This window comes from Micromonospora sp. LOL_024, assembly GCF_048060415.1.
In the GTDB taxonomy this organism is placed as follows: domain Bacteria; phylum Actinomycetota; class Actinomycetes; order Mycobacteriales; family Micromonosporaceae; genus Micromonospora.
This window is the reverse complement of record NZ_JBHMIS010000002.1, coordinates 72,091-91,874: the sequence shown is the minus strand read 5'-3', so window position 1 is coordinate 91,874 and position 19,784 is coordinate 72,091. Positions and strand designations below refer to the sequence as shown.

The 19,784-nt window shown below is 70.0% G+C and carries 18 protein-coding genes; 9 read left to right on the top strand and 9 right to left on the bottom strand.

What is annotated here, in order from left to right:
- Positions 1-138 precede the first annotated feature (138 nt).
- The 4 genes from ACFHWY_RS04270 to ACFHWY_RS04255 are packed head-to-tail and all read right to left on the bottom strand — an operon-like array spanning position 139 to position 3,532.
- Complete coding sequence (locus ACFHWY_RS04270) at positions 139-1,107, bottom strand: amino acid ABC transporter permease (RefSeq protein WP_416578764.1); 969 nt, start codon at positions 1,105-1,107, stop codon at positions 139-141.
- Positions 1,104-1,811 carry an amino acid ABC transporter permease gene (locus ACFHWY_RS04265; protein WP_416578763.1) on the bottom strand — a complete coding sequence of 236 codons (708 nt, stop codon included), beginning with the start codon at positions 1,809-1,811 and terminating at the stop codon, positions 1,104-1,106. The genes ACFHWY_RS04270 and ACFHWY_RS04265 overlap by 4 nt, the downstream gene beginning before the upstream one ends.
- A 37-nt stretch (positions 1,812-1,848) precedes the next feature.
- Positions 1,849-2,727, bottom strand: a complete 879-nt coding sequence (locus tag ACFHWY_RS04260) for a glutamate ABC transporter substrate-binding protein (protein ID WP_416578762.1) — start codon at positions 2,725-2,727, stop codon at positions 1,849-1,851.
- A gap of 58 nt (positions 2,728-2,785) precedes the next feature.
- On the bottom strand, positions 2,786-3,532 hold the full coding sequence (locus ACFHWY_RS04255) for an amino acid ABC transporter ATP-binding protein (RefSeq protein ID WP_416578761.1): 747 nt from the start codon (positions 3,530-3,532) through the stop codon (positions 2,786-2,788).
- A gap of 184 nt (positions 3,533-3,716) precedes the next feature.
- On the opposite strand from ACFHWY_RS04255, the gene selD reads away from it, so the two are divergent.
- Positions 3,717-4,736: a selenide, water dikinase SelD gene (gene selD, locus ACFHWY_RS04250; RefSeq protein WP_416578760.1), complete on the top strand. Its 1,020-nt coding sequence runs from the start codon at positions 3,717-3,719 to the stop codon at positions 4,734-4,736.
- Between the two features lie 183 nt (positions 4,737-4,919).
- Positions 4,920-5,399, top strand: a complete 480-nt coding sequence (locus ACFHWY_RS04245; RefSeq protein ID WP_416578759.1) for a hypothetical protein — start codon at positions 4,920-4,922, stop codon at positions 5,397-5,399.
- A gap of 25 nt (positions 5,400-5,424) precedes the next feature.
- On the opposite strand, the gene ACFHWY_RS04240 is transcribed toward ACFHWY_RS04245, so the two are convergent.
- Positions 5,425-5,643, bottom strand: coding sequence for a DUF2277 family protein (locus ACFHWY_RS04240; protein WP_416578758.1), 219 nt, complete (start codon positions 5,641-5,643; stop codon positions 5,425-5,427).
- A 52-nt stretch (positions 5,644-5,695) separates the two neighbouring features.
- On the opposite strand from ACFHWY_RS04240, the gene miaB reads away from it, so the two are divergent.
- Entirely contained in the window at positions 5,696-7,189 is a 1,494-nt protein-coding gene (gene miaB / locus ACFHWY_RS04235) for a tRNA (N6-isopentenyl adenosine(37)-C2)-methylthiotransferase MiaB (protein WP_416578757.1), read from the top strand.
- Positions 7,190-7,248: 59 nt separating this feature from the next.
- On the opposite strand, the gene ACFHWY_RS04230 is transcribed toward miaB, so the two are convergent.
- Positions 7,249-8,631, bottom strand: a complete 1,383-nt coding sequence (locus tag ACFHWY_RS04230; protein ID WP_416578756.1) for a cellulose binding domain-containing protein — start codon at positions 8,629-8,631, stop codon at positions 7,249-7,251.
- 308 nt (positions 8,632-8,939) lie between these two features.
- Positions 8,940-10,148, bottom strand: a complete 1,209-nt coding sequence (locus ACFHWY_RS04225; RefSeq protein WP_416578755.1) for a DUF349 domain-containing protein — start codon at positions 10,146-10,148, stop codon at positions 8,940-8,942.
- Between the two features lie 229 nt (positions 10,149-10,377).
- Between ACFHWY_RS04225 and ACFHWY_RS04220 the strand changes: the two genes are divergently transcribed.
- The 3 genes from ACFHWY_RS04220 to dapF are packed head-to-tail and all read left to right on the top strand — an operon-like array spanning position 10,378 to position 12,930.
- Entirely contained in the window at positions 10,378-11,151 is a 774-nt protein-coding gene (locus ACFHWY_RS04220) for a class III extradiol dioxygenase subunit B-like domain-containing protein (RefSeq protein ID WP_416578754.1), read from the top strand.
- Positions 11,148-12,053 carry a tRNA (adenosine(37)-N6)-dimethylallyltransferase MiaA gene (gene miaA / locus ACFHWY_RS04215; protein WP_416578753.1) on the top strand — a complete coding sequence of 302 codons (906 nt, stop codon included), beginning with the start codon at positions 11,148-11,150 and terminating at the stop codon, positions 12,051-12,053. The genes ACFHWY_RS04220 and miaA overlap by 4 nt, the downstream gene beginning before the upstream one ends.
- 7 nt (positions 12,054-12,060) lie before the next feature.
- Positions 12,061-12,930, top strand: a complete 870-nt coding sequence (gene dapF / locus ACFHWY_RS04210; RefSeq protein ID WP_416578752.1) for a diaminopimelate epimerase — start codon at positions 12,061-12,063, stop codon at positions 12,928-12,930.
- Between the two features lie 115 nt (positions 12,931-13,045).
- On the opposite strand, the gene ACFHWY_RS04205 is transcribed toward dapF, so the two are convergent.
- A complete protein-coding gene (locus ACFHWY_RS04205) occupies positions 13,046-14,515 on the bottom strand; it encodes an NAD-dependent malic enzyme (RefSeq protein ID WP_416578751.1) in 1,470 nt (489 codons plus the stop codon).
- A gap of 175 nt (positions 14,516-14,690) precedes the next feature.
- On the opposite strand from ACFHWY_RS04205, the gene hflX reads away from it, so the two are divergent.
- Both hflX and ACFHWY_RS04195 read left to right on the top strand, forming a co-directional pair.
- A complete protein-coding gene (gene hflX, locus ACFHWY_RS04200; RefSeq protein WP_416578750.1) occupies positions 14,691-16,139 on the top strand; it encodes a GTPase HflX in 1,449 nt (482 codons plus the stop codon).
- Positions 16,140-16,190: 51 nt separating this feature from the next.
- The gene (locus tag ACFHWY_RS04195; protein ID WP_416578749.1) at positions 16,191-17,885 is read left to right on the top strand and encodes a hypothetical protein; all 1,695 of its coding nucleotides are present in this window, start codon (positions 16,191-16,193) and stop codon (positions 17,883-17,885) included.
- A 31-nt stretch (positions 17,886-17,916) separates the two neighbouring features.
- Here the strand turns inward: ACFHWY_RS04195 and lexA are convergent, their stop codons facing one another.
- Complete coding sequence (gene lexA / locus ACFHWY_RS04190) at positions 17,917-18,687, bottom strand: transcriptional repressor LexA (protein WP_416578748.1); 771 nt, start codon at positions 18,685-18,687, stop codon at positions 17,917-17,919.
- A gap of 561 nt (positions 18,688-19,248) precedes the next feature.
- Between lexA and nrdR the strand changes: the two genes are divergently transcribed.
- A complete protein-coding gene (nrdR, locus tag ACFHWY_RS04185) occupies positions 19,249-19,749 on the top strand; it encodes a transcriptional regulator NrdR (protein ID WP_416578747.1) in 501 nt (166 codons plus the stop codon).
- Positions 19,750-19,784: the final 35 nt, after the last annotated feature.

Below are 19,784 nucleotides of genomic sequence, written 5' to 3'. Positions count from 1 at the left end.
ACCGACGGCCCCAGCCGATCCTCACCAACTTCGGTGAGCCAGCATGATCCTGGCCAGCGAATCCTGGCGAACGAGATCTGCAGGCTGGGCGGTGATCAAGGGCTGGCCGAGATCACGGCCAGCCTCCCACCTTGTGGATCAAACGCCGTCGGAGGCCTTGGCCTGGGGAACGAGCACTGTGGCCGGTGGCTGCTTCGCAGGGGTGCCGGCGCTCTTACGGCCCCTTGACAGTCGATGCTGGACGTAGTGAGCCAGCTTGGAAAGCGAGTAGTTGACCAAAATGAAGAGTAGCCCGATCACGACGTACACCTGGATCGGGTTGTCCAGCACGCCGATGATCTGCTTGCCGATGTTGAGGGTCTCCTCGTAGCTGATGATGAAGCCCAGCGAGGTGTCCTTGAGTACCACCACCAGCTGGCTGATCAGCGCCGGCAGCATGATCCGGAACGCTTGCGGCAGCAGGATCAGGTGGGTGGTCTGCAATGGGGAGAGCCCGGTCGCGGCGGCGGCCTCGGCCTGCCCGTTGGGTAGGCCCTCCATGCCCGAGCGAAGGATCTCGGCGATTACCACGGAGTTGTAGATGGTGAGGCCGATGACCAGGTACCACAGTGTGTCGAAGGAGATGCCGAACTCGGGGAAGCCGCGAGCCACGAAGAAGATCGTGATGACCACCGGCAGCCCTCGGAACACTTCGACGCAGATCCGGGTGATCGCGGAGAGCACGGCGGTGAGCCCGCGTGCCAGGTACGACAGCGGGATGGCGAGACCGGTGAACCGGCGGTGGCCCAGGTGCTTGAGCTGGATCCTCAGCACGGCCAGCAGGGTGCCGACCGCGAGCGAGGAGATGATGGCCAGCGCCGCGGCGGTCAGCGTGTTGCGGAACCCGTAGCCGATCTTGTCCCACACCTGGGAGAAGTACTCGTTTGAGGGGTCGATCAGCGGACCCCACAGCTCCATCGAGAACTGGCCCTTGTCCTCCAGCGGGCGGTAGACCAGGAAGTACGCGCCTGCGAGCAGGACGAACGTGGCGGCAATGCTGCTGATCAACGTGATCCGGCGCTGGCGGGGCCCGGGTACGTCGTAGAGAACGCTGCCCTGCTGGTTCATCGTGCCACCGCCTGTCGCTTCTCGAGCCGGTCCAGCAGCGCGCCGAGCGGCACTGTCATGATCAGGTATCCGATCGAGATGCCGATGGCAACCGGTACGAAGGCATGGCCCTCGGCCGACGTGAGCTGGTCGGCGGTCTGCGAGAGGTCACCCACCACACCGAAGAAGCCGACCAGTGCAGAGTTCTTGATCATCGCGATGATCACGGAGCCCAGCGGTACCACGGATGCCTTCCAGGATTGTGGCAACACCACGTGCCGCAGGTTCTGACCGAACGTGAGCCCGAGTGAACGAGCGGCTTCCGCCTGGCCGGCGGGCACGGCGTTCACACCCGAACGCAGCGCCTCACAGACGAAGGCGGCGGTGTAGAGCACCAAGGCGATCAGCGCGAACCGGAAGTATGGCAGATCGGTGCCGAGCCGGCTGAAGATCAGGTCAAGGCCGGGGATACGCAGGAAGTCCGCGTTGGTGCCGAGCGCCGGCAGGCCAAACGCGGCGAAGAACATCACCACGGTCAGCGGCAGGTTCCGGAAGACGTTGACGTAGCCGGTGCCGACTGCGCGCAGCGGCGGCATCGGCGAGATCCTCAGCACCGCCACGACGGCGCCCAGGACCAGGGCGCCGATCGCGGCGAGTAAGCAGATCTGGAGGGTGAGCCAGAATCCGCCCGCGAAGACGTCGAACTTGTCGATGAGCACATTCACGGTCGGACTTCCTTCCCACCCTCCAGATCGGCGGTGATCAGTAGCGGTTGACGGCCGGGGCGTCGCCCAGTTCGGCACCGAACTTGCCTGCGGTGTCGTCCCAGGCCTTCTTCCAGGTGCCGTCGGCGTAAGCCTTCTCCAGCGTGTCGTTGATGAAGTCGCGGAAGGCGGTGTCGTCCTTCTTGACGCCGATGCCGTACGGCTCCTTGGTGAAGTTGTCACCGGCGAGCTGGAACGACGCCTCATCCTTGGCGATGAAGCCGAGCAGGATCACGTTGTCCGTGGTGACCGCGTCGACCTGGCCGCCCTTGAGGGCGTCACGGCACTTGTCGTAGGTGTCGAAGAGCACCAGCTGGGCGCCGACGTCCTTGACGTACTTCTTGATCTCCTCAGCCGGGGTGGAGCCGGTGACGGAGCAGACCTTCTTGGTGCCGTCCTGGAACGACTCCGGTCCGGTGATGCTGCCGTCGTCCTTCTTCACCATGATGTTCTGCCCGGCCTCGTAGTACGGCCCGGCGAAGGCGATGCGCTCCTTGCGTGGGTCGTTGATGGTGTAGGTGGCCACGACCATGTCGACGGTGTCGTTGACGATGACGTCCTCACGGACCTTCGAGGGGGTTTCAACCCACTCGATCTTGTTCTCGGGGATACCGAGTTCCTTGACGATGATCTTCGCCACCTCGACGTCGAAGCCCTCCGGGCTGTCGGAGAGCCCCTTCTGGCCGAAGCCGGGCTGGTCGAACTTCGTGCCAACCTTGATGGACTGGGCCTCGTTCAGCCGTTCCATGGTGCTGCCGGCGGCGAAAGACCTGTCGCCGGCACCGGTGTCGTCTCCGGTGTCGTCTCCGCCGCAGGCGGTCACGCCGAGCGCGAGGGTCGCGGCTGCCGCGAGCGCCGCAATGCGCGTGATACGCATACTCATCTCCTTGTTCGTCGGAGCACGCCACGGGACGGCGGGCTCCTCATCGGGTCGGCTAGTGCATGAGGATTTTGGAGAGGAAGTCCTTGGCGCGTTCGCTGCGCGGGTTCGCGAAGAACTCCGCCGGAGCGGCGTCCTCGACGAGCTTGCCGTCGGCCATGAAGATGACCCGGTTCGCGGCGTGCCGGGCGAAGCCCATCTCGTGGGTGACCACGACCATGGTCATGCCGTCACTGGCCAGCGAGGTCATCACGTCCAGCACCTCGCCGACCATCTCCGGGTCCAGCGCGCTGGTGGGCTCGTCGAAGAGCATCGCCTTGGGCCGCATGGCCAGGGCGCGGGCGATCGCGGCTCGCTGCTGCTGGCCGCCGGAGAGCTGGGCCGGGAACTTGTCGGCCTGGTTGGCGATGCCGACCCGGTCGAGCAGGGCGAGACCCCGCTCGCGGGCCGCCGCCGGCTTCTCGCCGCGCACCTTGATCGGGCCGAGGGTGACGTTTTCCAGGATCGTCTTGTGCGCGAAGAGGTTGAACGACTGGAACACCATGCCGACCTCGCTGCGCAGCCTGGCCAGGGCCCTGCCCTCGGCCGGCAGCGTCTGCCCGTCGAAGGTGATGGTGCCGGAGTTGATCGGCTCCAGCCGGTTGATCGCGCGGCACAGGGTCGACTTGCCGGATCCGGACGGGCCGATCACCACGACGACCTCGCCTCGACCCACCGACAGTGAGACGTCGTCCAGTACGTGCAGCGGACCGAACCATTTGTTGACCGAGTCCAGCACGATGAGCGGTTCGCCCGTCGTCACGTCGCCCCCTCGTCGCCGTCGGGGGTCGGTTGACCCCCGGATAGCGGCCACTGTAGGCGGGGCGACGTGGCAGAACACAACCGAGATGGTCACGGAGCGGTAACACCGTCGTGGATCCGGCCCGGGTGTCCGGAATTGCCCGCCGGGGGTGGTGCCGGGGCGGCGTGACGGAGATCATGAGGGGATGGCCGAGCCTGTGCGGTTGACCCGGTACGCCCGCGGCGGCGGTTGCGCGTGCAAGATCCCGCCCGGCGAGCTGGAGGCCATGGTTGCCGGGCTCGGCCCCGCCGCCGGCCCCGCCGACCTGCTGGTCGGCCGTGCCGGCCCCGCCGACCTGCTGGTCGGTCTGGAACACGGCGACGACGCCGCGGTGATCCGGCTGGACGAGCAGACCGGTGTGGTGACCACCGCGGACTTCTTCACCCCGGTGGTCGACGACGCGTACGACTGGGGGCGGATCGCCGCCGCCAACGCGCTTTCCGACGTGTACGCGATGGGTGGCAGCCCGCTGGTCGCGCTCAACCTGCTCTGCTGGCCGCGCGAGGTGCTGCCGCTGGAGCTGGCCCGGGAGGTGCTGCGCGGTGGTCGGGACGTGGCCGGTGAGGCCGGCTGCCACCTGGCCGGCGGTCACAGCGTGGACGACGACGGACCGAAGTACGGCCTGGCCGTCACCGGGCTGGTCCGGCCGGCGGAGCTGATCACCCTCGACGCGGGGCGGGCCGGGTTGCCGCTGTCGTTGACCAAGCCGCTCGGGGTGGGTGTGCTCAACTCCCGGCACAAGCACACCGGCGAGAGCTTTCCCGAGGCGGTGGCGGCGATGACCACGCTGAATCGGGACGCCGCGCGGGCGGCGGTGGCGGCGGGAGTGCGGTGTGGCACCGACGTGACCGGATTCGGTCTGCTCGGCCACGCCTCGAAGCTGGCTCGGGCCAGCCAGCTGACCGTGGCGATCGACATCGCCCGGGTGCCGTACCTGGGCGGCGCTCGGGAGGCGGTCCGTGACGGGTACGTCAGTGGCGGTTCCCGCCGCAACCTTGAGTGGGTGACCCCGTGGACCGACTTCGGCGCGGCCGGCGAGGCGGACCGGCTGCTGTTGGCCGACGCGCAGACCTCCGGTGGGCTGCTGGTGGCCGGCGAGGTCCCTGGTGCCCCGGTGATCGGTGAACTGCTGCCCGCGGGAGAACACCGACTCGTGTTGCGCTGAGCAACGGGCACCGTACCCGATAAACTGTCATCTTCCTGCTGCTCCGAGCGATGAGGCTCGGGGAATTCTGCCCAGAATGGTCACAGACCGGTAACTTGCCCCTGCTTGGGGGCAAATGCCCCCCACCATCGTTTGTAAGGCCCGATCCGGAGGCCGGTGGGACGAGCACAGCGAGGAGGCGGCATGACCGAGCTGTGGAACTGGAGAATCGACCGGGTACGACCGGTGGAGGTTTACCCGGCGCTGGCCGACGCGATCGGCCGGGTGGTGATGCCGCTGGCGGTGGCGGACCCGACCCGGTTGCCGGCGTACGCGGTGGTCTGCGACGTGTGGCAGGCGCCGGGCGAGTTCGCCACGATCGTGGACTGCTACGGGGTACCCGACGGACTGGCCGAGCTGCCGAGCGTCGCGGCGCTGGCCCGGCGGCTCGACCGCAACTGCCTGCTGAGTGACGACACGCTCGACGACACCCGGCACCTGCTGGTCGCCCCCGACGGCAGCATCCGCCCGGTCCACTTCGACGTGCGGGAGACCGACGACGGTGAGGTGCTCAGTGAGCGACGACTGTGTACCGAGGGGGATCCGCGTTGCCGGGGCTGGTCACGCTGCCACCGCTCCCGGTGGACGCCCGACTCGGTCAACCCGGCCCTCGCCGCGGCCTGAAGCGCCGGCCCGCCGCCCGAGGCGCCTACCCCTGGCGGGCGCCGCGGACCACCAACTCGTCGAGCATGGTGCGGGTGGCCGCCGCGACAGCGGCCACCGCGGCGTCGAACGCCTCGGCGTTGTGCGCCGCCGGCGCCCGGAACCCGGAGATCTTCCGGACGTACTGCAACGCCGCGGCCTGCACGTCCGCGTCGGTCACCTGCGGGGTGTACGGCTCCCGTAGGGTCCTGATGCTCCGGCACATGGTTCCTCCTCGTTCCGCCCGACCCGTCGGGTCCGGATACGCTGTGCACGTCATGACTACCGCAGCGGCGGGCAGTCCGCGCACCTACCAGGTGCGAACCTACGGCTGCCAGATGAACGTGCACGATTCCGAGCGCCTCTCCGGCCTGCTGGAGCAGGCGGGCTATGTCCGCGCGGGCGACGCCGACGACACCCCCGACGTGGTGGTGTTCAACACCTGTGCGGTCCGCGAGAACGCCGACAACCGACTCTACGGCAACCTCGGTCACCTGCGTCCGGTCAAGGACCGGCACCCGGGGATGCAGATCGCGGTCGGCGGCTGCCTGGCCCAGAAGGACCGGGGCGAGATCGTCCGCAGGGCACCCTGGGTCGACGTGGTCTTCGGCACCCACAACATCGGGTCACTGCCGGTGCTGTTGGAGCGGGCCCGGCACAACGCCGCCGCCGAGGTGGAGATCCTCGAGTCCCTCGACGTCTTCCCCTCCACCCTGCCGACCCGCCGCGAGTCCAGCTACGCCGGTTGGGTGTCGATTTCGGTGGGCTGCAACAACACCTGCACCTTCTGTATCGTGCCGGCGCTGCGCGGCAAGGAGAGGGACCGCCGTCCGGGCGACATCCTGAGCGAGGTGCGGGCGCTGGTCGACGAGGGTGTGCTGGAGGTGACCCTGCTCGGGCAGAACGTCAACTCCTACGGCGTCGAGTTCGGGGACCGGTACGCGTTCGGGAAGTTGTTGCGCGCCTGCGGTGAGATCGACGGGCTGGAGCGGGTCCGGTTCACCAGCCCGCACCCGAAGGACTTCACCGACGACGTGATCGCGGCGATGGCCGAGACGCCGAACGTCTGCCACTCGCTGCACATGCCCCTGCAGTCCGGCTCCGACGAGGTGCTGCGCGCGATGCGACGGTCGTACCGTTCCGAGCGGTACCTGGGCATCATCGCCAAGGTTCGCGAGGCAATGCCGGACGCGGCGATCACCACCGACATCATCGTCGGATTCCCCGGCGAGACCGAGGCGGATTTCGAGCGCACCCTGGACGTGGTACGCGAGTCGCGGTTCTCCTCCGCCTTCACCTTCCAGTACTCCAAGCGCCCCGGCACGCCGGCCGCCACGATGGACGGCCAACTGCCCAAGCAGGTCGTGCAGGAGCGTTACCAGCGGCTTGCCGCCTGCGTCGAGGAGATCACCTGGGCGGAGAACACGAAGCTGGTCGGCGAAACCGTCGAGGTGCTGGTCGCCGCCGGGGAGGGGCGCAAGGACGAGCGCACCGGCCGGTTGTCCGGCCGGGCCCGCGACGGTCGCCTGGTGCACTTCGACGCCGGCTCCCACGCCGGATCGATCCGTCCGGGCGACATCGTCCGAACCGTGGTCACCTACGCCGCCCCGCATCACCTGAACGCGGATGGCAGGCCGGTGTCGCACCGGCGGACCAGAGCCGGGGACGCGAGCGAGGCGGGGCGGGCGCCACGTACCGGCGGGGTGTCGCTCGGGCTACCAACGGTCGGTGAGCCGTCGGTCGCGTCGGTCGCGTCGGCCTGTGCTCGCTGACCCGCCGTACCCGTGTTCCCCGGCCACCGGGTGGCCGGGGAACACCTAGGCGTTGACGGTTACAGGCCGATCTTGCCGGTGCCCGCGCCGCCGGTGACGACCGACTTGACCTGGCTGGCGTTGGTCAGCGAGTACGAGTACGGGATACTCGCCACGCTGCCCGACGCTTCCGGGCTGCCGGAGTTGACAAAGTGGTTGTTGCGTTGGACGAGGGTCCCCGGGCCCGAAGCGGCATAGCCGACCAAGGTCGGGTCGTCGACGGAATCGAAGTAGTTGCCCTCGACGAGCACGCCCGCGCCCATGGTCGACGCGACACCGTAGTCGTTGTTGTAGTAGTAGTTGTTGAACACGTGGACCGGGTTGCCGAAGCGGACCCGCGGGTGGCGGCTGCCGGAACCGTCGAACCAGTTGTGGTGGTAGGTCACCCGCAGGTGACCGCGGTCCTGGCTGCTGTTGTTGTCGGAGTGCCCGAGCAGCATCGACTTGCCGTGGTTGAAGACCCGGTTCCAGGACACCGTGATGTAGTCGGAGCCACGCTTGATGTCCACCGCGCCGTCGTAGCCGTTGGTGAACGAGTTGTGGTCCACCCACACGTTGGTCGCGGACTCCTGCACGTTGATGGCGTCGTCGTTCCAGTTGCGGAAGTTGATGTTGCGGATGATCACGTTGCGGCTGCCGTTGATGTTGAAGCCGCAACCGGAGATGGTGGCCGAGGAGCCGGAACCGAGGATGCTCTTGTTGCTGCCCACACTCAGCATTCCGGAGCAGCTGATCGTTCCGGAGACCCGGATGACCGCCGCGCTCGACGAGCTGACCGCCGAGCGGAGTGCCGACTCGCTGGTGACGGTCGTGGAGGAGGCGTTACCTCCGCCCGTGGTGCCACCGTTCTGGGTGGCCCAGCCGACCAGACCCGAGGGCGGGCCGGGCGGGTTGGTCGGCGGCGGGGTGGTCGGCGGCGGAGTGGTCGGGGGTGCCGTGGTCGGCGGCGGTGTGGTTCCGCCCGGGGTGGTCGGTGTGACGCCACCCGTGCAGGCCACTCCGTTCAGGGTGAAGCTGGTCGGGGCTGGGTTGTTGGAGTTGTTCCAGGAGCCGTTGAACCCGAAGGAGACGTTCCCGTTGGTCGGAATGTCGCTGTTGTAGCTGAGGTTGCTGGCGGTTACCTGGCTCCCGCTCTGCGAGATGGTCGCGTTCCAGGGACTGACCACCTGCTGCCCGGCGCTGTACGACCAGCGCAGGGTCCAGCCGGAGACGGCGTCGCCGAGGTTGGTGACGACGACGTTGCCGGTGAAGCCGCCGGGCCATTCGCCGGCGACCGAGTAGTTGACCTGGCAGCCGGCCGCCGCGTGCGCGGTGACGGCGGTGAGTACCCCGGCGGCGAGTAGCGCGGCGGTGGCTGAGGCGGTGGTGGTGAGTAGCGTCGTACGACGCCGTGTGGTGCGCATGGTCGGTTCCTTTCGTTGCGCAGGGACGGTCGATCGACCGCCTCGCCCGATGCCCGTCGGGCGGAGCAGTTCATGCCGGACCGGTCGCTCCACTGGTCCCTGTCACTGGTCTGCCTGGGTGTGCGACTGAGTTGAACGAAATTGGCTCCCACGCCGACGCCCACAGGTAAGCGCTTTCCCAAGCAGAACACAGACCTCGATCGATGTAAAGGTCGGCTTCGCTCCGAGCTTCGGACAGCTGGACGTCACCGGCCGGCACGACGAAGCCCCCGGTCCCGAAGGACCGAGGGCTTCGCGTCGGCGTGCGGTCAGCTTGCCTGCTCGGCCAACCTGAGGAACTGGCGCTTGGACTCCAGCGCCCTCTCGGCCTCACGGACACGCTTCGAGTCGCCGGCGGTACGGGCGCGGTCGAGCCGTTGCTCCGCCTCGGCGACCTGGTCCCGCATCTGGAGCAGTAGCGGGTTGTCGGCGGGGCTGGTCCGCCGCCACGCCGAGTCCATCGCCTCGCGTACCCGCTCGTCTACCGTGCGCAGCCGGCGTTCCAGACCGGAGGTGGCCTCACGCGGCACCCGACCCGCGTCGTGCCACTGCGCCTGGATCTCCCGCAGCTTGGCCTGGGCGCCCTTGGGATCGCCGTCGACGTCGAGCGCCTCGGCCTCGGCGAGCAGCGCCTGCTTACGTTCCAGGTTGGCGCGCTGCTCGTTGTCCCGAGCGGAGAAGACCTCGCTTCGCCGGGTGAAGAAGGCGTCCTGCGCGGCGCGGAACCGTTCCCACAGCCGCTGCTCGGCCTCCTTCGAGGCGCGCGGGGCCGCCTTCCACTGGTTCATCAACTCCTTGAGCTGGTTGGCTGTCACCGCCCAGTCGGTGGACTCGGAGACCTTCTCGGCCTCGGCGACCAACTCCTCCTTGACGCTCTGCGCCTGCTTGCGCTGCCCGTCGAGCGAGGCGAAGTGGGCACCTCGGCGGCGGGTGAAGCCGTCCCGGGCGGCGGCGAACCGTTTCCACAGCTCGCCGTCGGTCTTCTTGTCGACCCCCCGAATGGTCTTCCACTCGTCGAGGATCTCCTTCAACCGGTCACCGGCGGTCTTCCAGCCGGTCGACTCGGCGGCCAACTTCTCGGCCTCCTCCACCAGGGTGGTCTTGCGGGCGAGGGCCTCGGCGCGGGCGGCCTCCTTGGCGACCCGGGCCTGGGCGGCCTTCTCCTCGGCAACGGTGGCGAGCCTGTCGAGTCGGGCCGCCAACGCGTCGAGGTCACCGACCACATGGGCCTCGGCCAGCGAGGTGCGGAGCCGCCGGATGGTGGCGAGCGAGTTGTTGGCGTCCGCCGCGCCGGAGTTCAGCCGCGCCTCGGTCAGATTCACCTCGGTCACCAGATCGGCGAAGCGGCGCGCGAAATGTGCCAGACCCTCCTCTGGAGCCCCCGCCTGCCAGGATCCGACCACCCGCTCGCCCTCGGCGGTCTTGACGTAAACGGTGCCGTCCGCGTCCACCCGTCCGAAGGCAGTCCAGTCGCTCATGTGCCCATCCTCGTTCTCCCGGCACCCAGGAGCAGTTTCCCGGGCGCCGCCACGGCGCAGCCAAGTTTCTCCGGGCATTGTCACAGGTGCGCCCCGGTCCGCGTCGAGCGCCTATCGCCGACCGTGACCATACGGTGTCCTAGCCCTTCTGTCTGCGTCACGTTCTCGGCGTGCCGCTGGCCCCGACGCCCGGACGCGTTCGGCGAGGGGCTCCAGCGGTACGACACCCATGCCGGTGCCGTCGCGTGCGCGGCCGGGCCGCTACGGTTGCCTGGTGCCACTGGTCGCCGCCGCCGTCTGCCCCCATCCGCCGCTGCTCGTCCCCGAGATCGCCGGTGCCGCCGCCCCCGAACTGAACGACCTCCGCGCCGCCTGCGACACCGCCGTCGCCCGACTGCTCGACTCGGGCGCGCGGACCGTGCTTTTGATCGGCGCCGGCGACCGCAGCGCCGAGGTCGATCTCCCGTTCCGGGGCAGCCTCGCGCCGTGGGGGGTGCCGCTGGAGGTACGCCTCGGCAGCCACCCCGACCGGCGGGCGGCCAGCGACCTGCCGCTCAGCCTGCTCGTCGCAGCCTGGCTGCTCGGCCGGCGACCGGTGGCCCGGACCGGCGACACGGGCTGGCGGATGAGGACGGTCGGTGCCGACGAACCGGTCGAGACCTGCGCCGACCTCGGTGCCCGGCTCGGCTCGGAGCAACCGTGGGCGTTGCTGGTGTCGGGGGACGGGTCGGCCTGCCGGGGTGAACAGGCGCCCGGCTACGCAGACCCGCGTGCCGAGGCGTACGACGACGGGGTCGCCCGGGCATTGGCCGACGCGGACACCGAGGCCCTGCTCGGCCTGGACCCCGAGCTGTCGGCGCAGCTCAAGGTCGCCGGCCGGGCGCCGTGGCAGGTGCTCTCCGGCGCGGTGCGAGCGGCCGGCGGCGACTGGCACGGCGAACTCGGCTACTACGCCGCGCCCTACGGGGTCGCCTACTTCGTGGCCAGCTGGGCACGACGGTGACCGCCCCCGGCACCGTGCTCGCCGTGGTCGGGCCGACGGCGGCCGGAAAGTCGGCGCTGAGTATCGCCCTGGCGCACGCGCTGGACGGTGAGGTGGTCAACGCCGACTCGATGCAGCTCTACCGTGGACTGGACATCGGTACCGCGAAACTCACGATCGTCGAACGCGACGGCGTGCCGCACCACCTGCTCGACATCTGGGAGATCACCGAACCGGCCAGCGTCGCGGAGTACCAGCGGCTGGCCCGCACCGCCATAGACGACATCCTCGACCGGGGCCGCGTGCCGCTGCTGGTGGGTGGCTCCGGGCTGTACGTGCGAGCGGTGCTGGAGCGGTTCGAGTTCCCCGGCACCGATCCGGCCGTGCGGGAACGGCTCGAGGACGAGCTGGCGACGGTCGGCCCGGCACCGCTGTACGCGCGGCTGCGCGCGGCCGACCCGGCGGCGGCGGCGGCGATCCTGCCGGGCAACGGCCGGCGGATCGTCCGGGCGCTGGAGGTGATCGAGCTGACCGGCGGGACGTTCACCGCCGCGCTTCCGCAGCCCACGCCGTACTACCCGGCGGCGCAGATCGGGGTGGACCTGGACACCGCCCTGCTCGACGAGCGGATCGCGGTGCGGGTGGATCGGATGTGGGCCGACGGGCTCGTCGCCGAGACCCGCGAGCTGGTCCGACGCGGTCTGCCCGAGGGGCGTACCGCCAGTCGGGCGCTCGGCTACCAGCAGGTGCTGCGCTTCCTGGCCGGTGACCTCACCGAGACCGAGGCGCACGACGAGACCATCCGGGCCACCCGCCGGTTCGTCCGGCGGCAGCGCACCTGGTTCCGGCGCGACCCGAGGGTGCACTGGCTGGACTCCGCCGCCCCGGGTCTGGTCGAGGCGGCCGCGCGGCTTGCGCGATGATGGGGGCGTGGAGTTCACCAAGGGGCACGGCACCGGCAACGACTTCGTGATCCTGCCCGACCCGGACGGCGCGTTCGACCTGACGCCCGATCTGGTGGCGGCGATCTGCGACCGGAGGCGCGGGATCGGCGCAGACGGCGTGCTACGGGTGGTCCGCGCCGCCAAACACCCCGAAGGCGTCGCCCTGGCCGGCGAGGCCGAGTGGTTCATGGACTACCGGAACTCCGACGGTTCCCTCGCCGAGATGTGCGGCAACGGCGCCCGGGTCTTCGTCCGGTACCTGCTGGAGGCCGGGCTGGCCACGCCCACCAGCGGCGCGTTGCCGGTGGCGACCCGGGCCGGCGTCGTGCGCGCGCGGGTCGACGCCGACGACGTCGCCGTCGAGATGCGCCGCCCCCGGCTGTACGCCGCCTCCGCCGCCGCCCTGGGCGGACTGACCCTGCCCGGCACGGCCGTGGACGTCGGTAACCCGCATCTGGTCTGCCCCGTCTCCGCGGGCCTCGACCTGGCCGGGCTGGATCTGACCCGGGCACCCGGATTCGACCCGGCGGTCTTCCCGGCCGGGGTCAACGTCGAGTTCACCGCCGCCGGGGAGCCGGTGGACGGCGTCGACGCACACGTGCAGATGCGGGTCTACGAGCGCGGCTCCGCCGAGACCCTGTCCTGCGGCACCGGTGCCTGCGCGGTCGCGGCGGTGGCCCTGCACGAGGCCGCCCGCGAGGTCGGCACGGTCGCCGTCGACGTACCCGGCGGTCGCCTCACGGTGACCCTCGCCGAAGACTCCTGCTGGCTCTCCGGCCCCGCCCTCCTGGTCGCCACCGGCACCCTCACCCCCACCCCCACCCCCACCCACCGGTCCCCCCGCCCGTCGATCTAGGGCCGGTCGTCGTTGTCGGAGATCGACTAACGACACTTGTCCCTAGATCGACGAGGGCCCGGGTCCGGGGGTGCGGTGGGTGGGGAGGGGGCGGCGGGGCTAGGGGGCGGCGGGGCTAGGGGGTGGCGGAGGCGGTGGCGGCGATCTCGGGGAGGTCGGCGGGGCCGGGGTCGGCGGCGGGGGGCGGGGTGACGGGGTTCTGGGCGGCGGCGCGGACGGCGGCGGCGACCGCCGGGGCCACCCGGGGATCGAAGACGCTCGGCACGATCACCGTCGGGTTGATCTTTTCCTCGCCGACCACGTCGGCGATGGCCCGGGCGGCGGCGATCGCCATTTCCTCGGTGAACTCCTCGGCGTGTGCGTCGAGCATGCCGCGGAAGACGCCCGGGAACGCGAGCACGTTGTTGATCTGGTTCGGTTGGTCGGAGCGGCCGGTCGCGACGACGGCCGCGTGCTTGCGCGCCTCCCGAGGGTCGACCTCCGGGTCCGGGTTGGCCAGCGCGAAGACGATCGCGCCCTTGGCCATCGTGGCGATGTCGTCGCCGGTGAGCAGGTTCGGCGCGCTGACCCCGATGAAGACGTCCGCACCGTGCAGCGCGCCGGCCAGGTCACCGGAGTAGCCGTCGGCGTTGGTGTTCTCGGCCAACCACTGCCAGGCCGGGTTGAGGCCGGTCTGGCCGCGGTGCAGGGCTCCGTGGCGGTCGGAGGCGATGATGTCGCCGACTCCCTGACGCAGCAGCAGCTTCATGATCGCGGTGCCTGCCGCGCCGGCACCGGAGACCACCACCCGGACGTCCGCCAGCTGTTTGCCCACCACGCGCAGCGCGTTGGTCAACGCGGCCAGCACGCAGATCGCGGTGCCGTGCTGGTCGTCGTGGAAGACTGGGATGTCGAGCGCCTCGCGGAGCCGCGCCTCGATCTCGAAGCATCGCGGCGCCGCGATGTCCTCCAGGTTGATCCCGCCGTACGCGGGCGCGATCGCCTTGACGATGGCGACGATCTCGTCGGTGTCCTGGGTGTCGAGCACCACCGGCCAGGCGTCCACTCCGCCGAAACGCTTGAACAGCGCCGCCTTGCCCTCCATCACCGGAAGCGACGCCGCCGGACCGAGGTTGCCCAGCCCCAGCACGGCCGAGCCGTCGCTGACCACGGCGACGGTGTTGCGTTTGATGGTCAACCGGCGGGCATCTGCGGGGTTCTCCGCGATCGCCTGGCAGACCCGGGCAACCCCCGGGGTGTACGCGCGGGACAGCTCGTCACGGTTCCGTAGCGCGACCTTCGGGCTCACCTCGATCTTGCCGCCCAGGTGTAGCAGGAAGGTGCGGTCGGAGACTTTGCGCACGTCCACGCCGTCGAGTGCCTTGAGCGCCTCCACCACCTGGTCGGCGTGGGTGGTGTCGGCGGTGTCGCAGGTCAGGTCGACGATCACGTTTGACGGGTCGGAGTCGACCACGTCCAGCGCGGTGACGATCGCCCCGGCCTCGCCGACCGAGGTGGTGAGCCGGCCGATCGAGGAGGCGTCGGCGGGTACGGCGATCCGGATCGTGATCGAGAATCCGGCACTGGGCAGTCGGGTGGTGGCCACGCAGGTCCCTCCGTCGGCGCTGAACGGCTCGTCCGCATTTCTACTCGCCCGAGCTGGACAGCCGGCACCCACCCCCGCTTTTGCCTCTTTGTGCGGTGGGCATATACCAGGTGCAGCGGGCGTTGACACATGTCAGGATTGCTCGGTACATGCACAGAACGGACAGGAGAGACGCTTGCGAGACCAGGAGACCTACGTTTCCAACCCCGACGACGAGCTCCACGCCACGACCGGCGGGTACGAGCTCTCCGAACGGCAGGCACTGCGACGGGTCCCCGGCCTCTCCACCGAGCTGACCGACGTCACCGAGGTCGAGTACCGCCAGCTCCGGCTGGAGCGTGTCGTCCTGGTCGGCGTCTGGACCGAGGGCAACCAGGTCGACGCCGAGAACTCCCTCACCGAGCTGGCCGCGCTGGCCGAGACCGCCGGCTCGCAGGTGCTCGAAGGGCTGATCCAGCGACGTAACCGGCCAGATCCGGCAACCTACATCGGTCGCGGCAAGGTCGACGATCTCGGCTCGATGGTGCTATCCGTGGGCGCCGACACGGTCATCTGCGACGGCGAGCTGTCCCCGTCCCAGTTGCGCAACCTGGAGCAGCGCACCAAGGTCAAGGTGGTCGACCGCACCGCGTTGATCCTCGACATCTTCGCCCAGCACGCCAAGAGCAAGGAGGGCCGGGCGCAGGTCGAGCTGGCCCAGCTGGAGTACCTCCTGCCCCGGCTGCGTGGCTGGGGCGAGACGCTGTCCCGGCAGACCGGTGGCTCCGGCCGCGGTGGCGGTGCCGGCGGCGGCGTTGGCGTGCGTGGCCCGGGTGAGACCAAGTTGGAGACCGACCGTCGGCGCATCCGCCACCGCCTGGCCCGGCTGCGCCGGGAGATCAAGGCCATGCGGACCGTACGTGAGACCAAGCGTGCCCGCCGCACCCGCAACGCGGTGCCCGCGGTGGCGATCGCCGGCTACACCAACGCCGGCAAGTCGAGCCTGCTCAACCGTCTGACCGGGGCTGGTGTGCTGGTGGAGAATGCGCTTTTCGCCACGCTCGACCCGACCACCCGCCGGTCCACTACCTCCGACGGGCGGGTGTACACCCTGTCCGACACGGTCGGTTTCGTCCGGCACCTGCCGCACCAGATCGTCGAGGCGTTCCGCTCGACGTTGGAGGAGGTCGCCGAGTCCGACCTGGTCCTGCACGTCGTCGACGGCGCGCACCCCGACCCGGAGGAGCAGGTCCGGGCCGTCCGCGAGGTGTTGGGCGAGGTCGGTGCGGACCGGTTGCCCGAGCTGCTGGTGGTCAACAAGACCGACGCGGCCGACGAGGAGACTCTGCTGCGGCTCAAGCGACTCTGGCCGGAGGCGATTTTTGTTTCCGCGCACCGCGGGCGTGGCGTGGACGACCTGCGCGACGCGATCGAGCGGCGGCTGCCCCGTCCTGCGGTCGAGCTGCGGGTGGTGTTGCCCTACGACCGGGGTGACCTGGTGGCCCGCCTGCACCGGCAGGGAGAGGTGCTGAGCACCGCCCACCTGCCGGAGGGGACGATGCTGCACGTACGGGTCAGCGAGGCTATCGCGGCGGAACTAACGCCGTACGACGACGCGGCGCAGGCGGTCCGTACCGCCTCGTGACTGGCCAACGTCGTCACTCGATGGAAATCTGCGACGTGCGACACTTCTTTCATGCTCCACACTGTTTCTTCCGTCACGGTTGCCCTCGGCCTGGTCGGGGCCACCGTGGCGGTCACCGGTGCCGCGCTCGCCGTGCCTGGCCCGTCATCGGCGGCGAAGGCAGCGCCCCCCGTGGCGGCGGCACCCCCGGCCGCCGTGGTGGGGCTGCCGGTCGCGGCGGCGGGCAAGAAGCAGTGCTCGGTCTCCGACCCGCGGCTGCGTGAGCTCTCCGGTCTGGTGGCCACCCGCAACGGTTACATCGTCATCAATGACGGCACCGACCAGGCAGACCGCAAGCGAGTCTTCTACCTGGACAAGGACTGCCAGGTCGGACGCGAGGTGGCCTATTCCGGTGCGGGACCGTTCGACACCGAGGATCTGGCCGTCTCTCCGGACGCCAAGACGCTGTGGATCGCCGATACCGGCGACAACGTCACCAGCCGCGAGCGCCGAGAGCGGGTGGCGGTCTGGAGCATGCCGATCGGCGGCGGCAGCCAGCCGAAGCTACATCGGTTGTCGTACCCGGACGGCAAGCCGCGCGACGCCGAGGCACTGCTGATCGGCGACGACAACCTTCCACTGGTCATCACTAAGGTCACCGCCGGGAAGGCCGAGATCTTCACCCCGGACGGGCCGTTGAAGACCGGCGCGACCGATCCGGTTCCGATGAAGAAGGTCGGTGACGTCGAGCTGCCGAAGACGGACACCGAGAATCCGTTGAGCACGTTCGGTCGCGTCGCGATCACCGGTGCGACCCGGTCGTCGGACGGTTCCCGGGTGGTGCTGCGCACCTACGCCGACGCTTTCGAGTACGACGTGCAGAACGGTGACATTGTCGCCGCAGTGACCACGACCACGCCTCGGGTCACCGCCCTGGCCGACCCTTTCGGCGAGGCGATCGCCTATTCGACCGACGGCAAGACGTTCCTCACCGTCTCCGACGCGGGTCATCTGGAGGACGACGACCCGGTCGACGTCCTCGCCTACACCCCCTCCACGGAGGGCCCGAAGGACCTGGCCGACGACCCGGACGCGGCGGACGACTCGGCTGGTCGCTCGTGGATCGACGGGTTGACGCTGAACGACATCACGAGCCTGATCGCTACCGTCGGTGTGCTCGGCGCACTGCTCGTCGCCGCCGGCATCTTCGGCATTCTGCAGGCCCGCAAACGGCCCGCGCCGGCCCGCCGGAAGCGCGATGGTGACGTTGGCGGCGATGTTCCGGGCCGTAGGGGCGACGGTCCCGGCGCGGCGCCGGACCACGGCAGGGGCGGGGTGTATGGCGGTGCGCAGTCCGGTGGCGTCTACGGCGGTTCACCGGGCGGCGAGCGACCGGGGGCCGTCTACGGCGGCGGCAGGCCCGACGTCGGCAGCGGCGTCCGCCCGGGCCAGGGCGGCGGTGGAGTCTACGGCGGCGGGGGTGGGCGACCTGGTGGCGGCGATGGTGCGCCCGGCTACGGCGGGCGCCCGGGCGGTTCTCGGCCGTCGGGTGGCGGCGGTCGCCCCGGTGGCGGTGTGTACGGCGGCGCCGGTGGCCGTGCCGGCGGGCAGCCGGGTGGCGGGGCAGGCCGTGCCGAACCGCCACGGCGGGGCGGCCCGGCAGAGCCGGACCAGCGTGGGCGGCGTTCCGCCCGGTACCGCGAGGAAGGCAACGATCCGAACGGCCCGGTCCGTGGCAACTACGGCTATCGGGGCGAACGGTACTGAAACCCGGGTCGGCACCAATCGGTACTCCGGGTCAGATACGGCGGAGTACCGCGACCACTCGACCCATGATGGTGGCGTCGTCGCCCGGAATCGGGTCGAAGGCCGGATTCTGCGGCATCAACCAGACGTGGCCGTCGCGTCGGCGGTACGTTTTCACGGTCGCCTCGTTGTCGAGCATCGCGGCGACGATCTCGCCGGAGTCGGCGGTGGGCTGCTGCCGGACCACCACCCAGTCGCCGTCGCAGATCGCCGCGTCGAGCATCGAGTCGCCCCTGACCTGGAGCATGAAGACCTCACCCTCCCCGACCAGTTCGCGGGGCAGCGGGAAGACCTCCTCGATCGACTGCTCGGCGAGGATCGGCCCGCCGGCGGCGATCCGGCCGAGCATGGGCACGTACGCCGGGGTGGGGCGTTGGGAGCGGCTCAGCTCGTCGTCGACGTCGCTGGGGGTGCGCACGTCGACCGCCCGTGGCCGGTTCGGATCACGTCGCAGGTAGCCCTTCTTTTCCAGCTCCTTGAGCTGGTAGGCGACGCTCGACGGTGAGACCAGCCCGACCGCCTCGCCGATCTCACGAACGCTCGGCGGGTAGCCGTGGCGCTCCACCCAGGTGCGGATGAAATCGAGGATGCGCCGCTGCCGGGCGGTGAGGTCGACTGTCGTCGGGTCGGGATAGGCGCTGACCACCGGGGCGACCGGGCGTACGGCGGGCTGTCCCGGCCGGGTGCGGGTGACGCTGCGGCGTCGAGCGGCCGGCGGGCCCGCCTCGGTGCTCTGCGGCCGGTTGGCCCGATCCTCGGTCACGTCCGTCCTCCCTGATCGGCGCTGGGTGCCTCGGCGGCTCGTGGTGCATGCGGTGAGCTGACGGCCGGTGGGTCGACCATGGTCACCTCCGGCTGTTCATGACCGTATAGGTGAGATCGGTCTTTTTCAAACATCTGTACGACCTATCTCGGCATGTCGCGACGGAAGTCCGCGACAGTCGTACAACCGTTCTGATAATGGTACGTCTGGTCGAACGGTTGTACGACGCTGGCCGGAGCGTCACCGATTGTCGGCCGGCCGGCCGGTAACCGGCGTGACCGGTCCGCGTTGGGCTCTCCGGTTGGGGAACTCAGTGAGGGCGGGTGTGTCGGGTGACGCGCCGGACACGCCGGCCAACTTGACCTCGGATCGTCGGCGGCATACCGTCGACCCCTAGATGTAGTAGTCACATGGGTGCAAGTAGCCCACAGGTTGGGTTCGACTACCGACCGCACTCCCGCACCGCCAAGTCGGCGGGCCGCCCCTGTGGGTGGTTCCGGCGTCCTGTGGCGTGCCCGGAGGCGGGCGTTGGCGGGCTTTTGTCGATCAGGAGGTCGGGCGATGCGGTGTCCGTACTGCCGGCACGCCGACTCCCGGGTGGTCGACTCGCGGGAGGCCGACGACGGCCAGCTGATCCGTCGCCGGCGGGCCTGCCCGGAGTGTGGCAAACGGTTCACCACCGTCGAGGAGGCGGTGCTCGCCGTGGTCAAGCGCAGCGGAGTGACCGAACCGTTCAGCCGTACGAAGATCATCGGCGGGGTGCGCAAGGCGTGCCAGGGCCGGCCGGTCGACGAGGACTCGATCGCGCTGCTGGCGCAACGGGTCGAGGAGACCATCCGGGCCAAGGGGGCCGCCGAGATCCCCAGCAACGAGGTGGGGCTGGTCATCCTGGGTCCGCTGCGGGACCTGGACGAGGTCGCCTACCTGCGGTTCGCCAGCGTCTACCGGTCGTTCGACTCGCTCGCGGACTTCGAGCGGGAGATCGACACGCTGCGGGCCGCCGCGCGCGCCCGGGAGGGCGCCGGGACAGAGGCGGCCGGTGTCGCCGGTCCCGCGCAGTGAACTTTCTTGACCAGTGGTGACAGTCGGATCGCGCG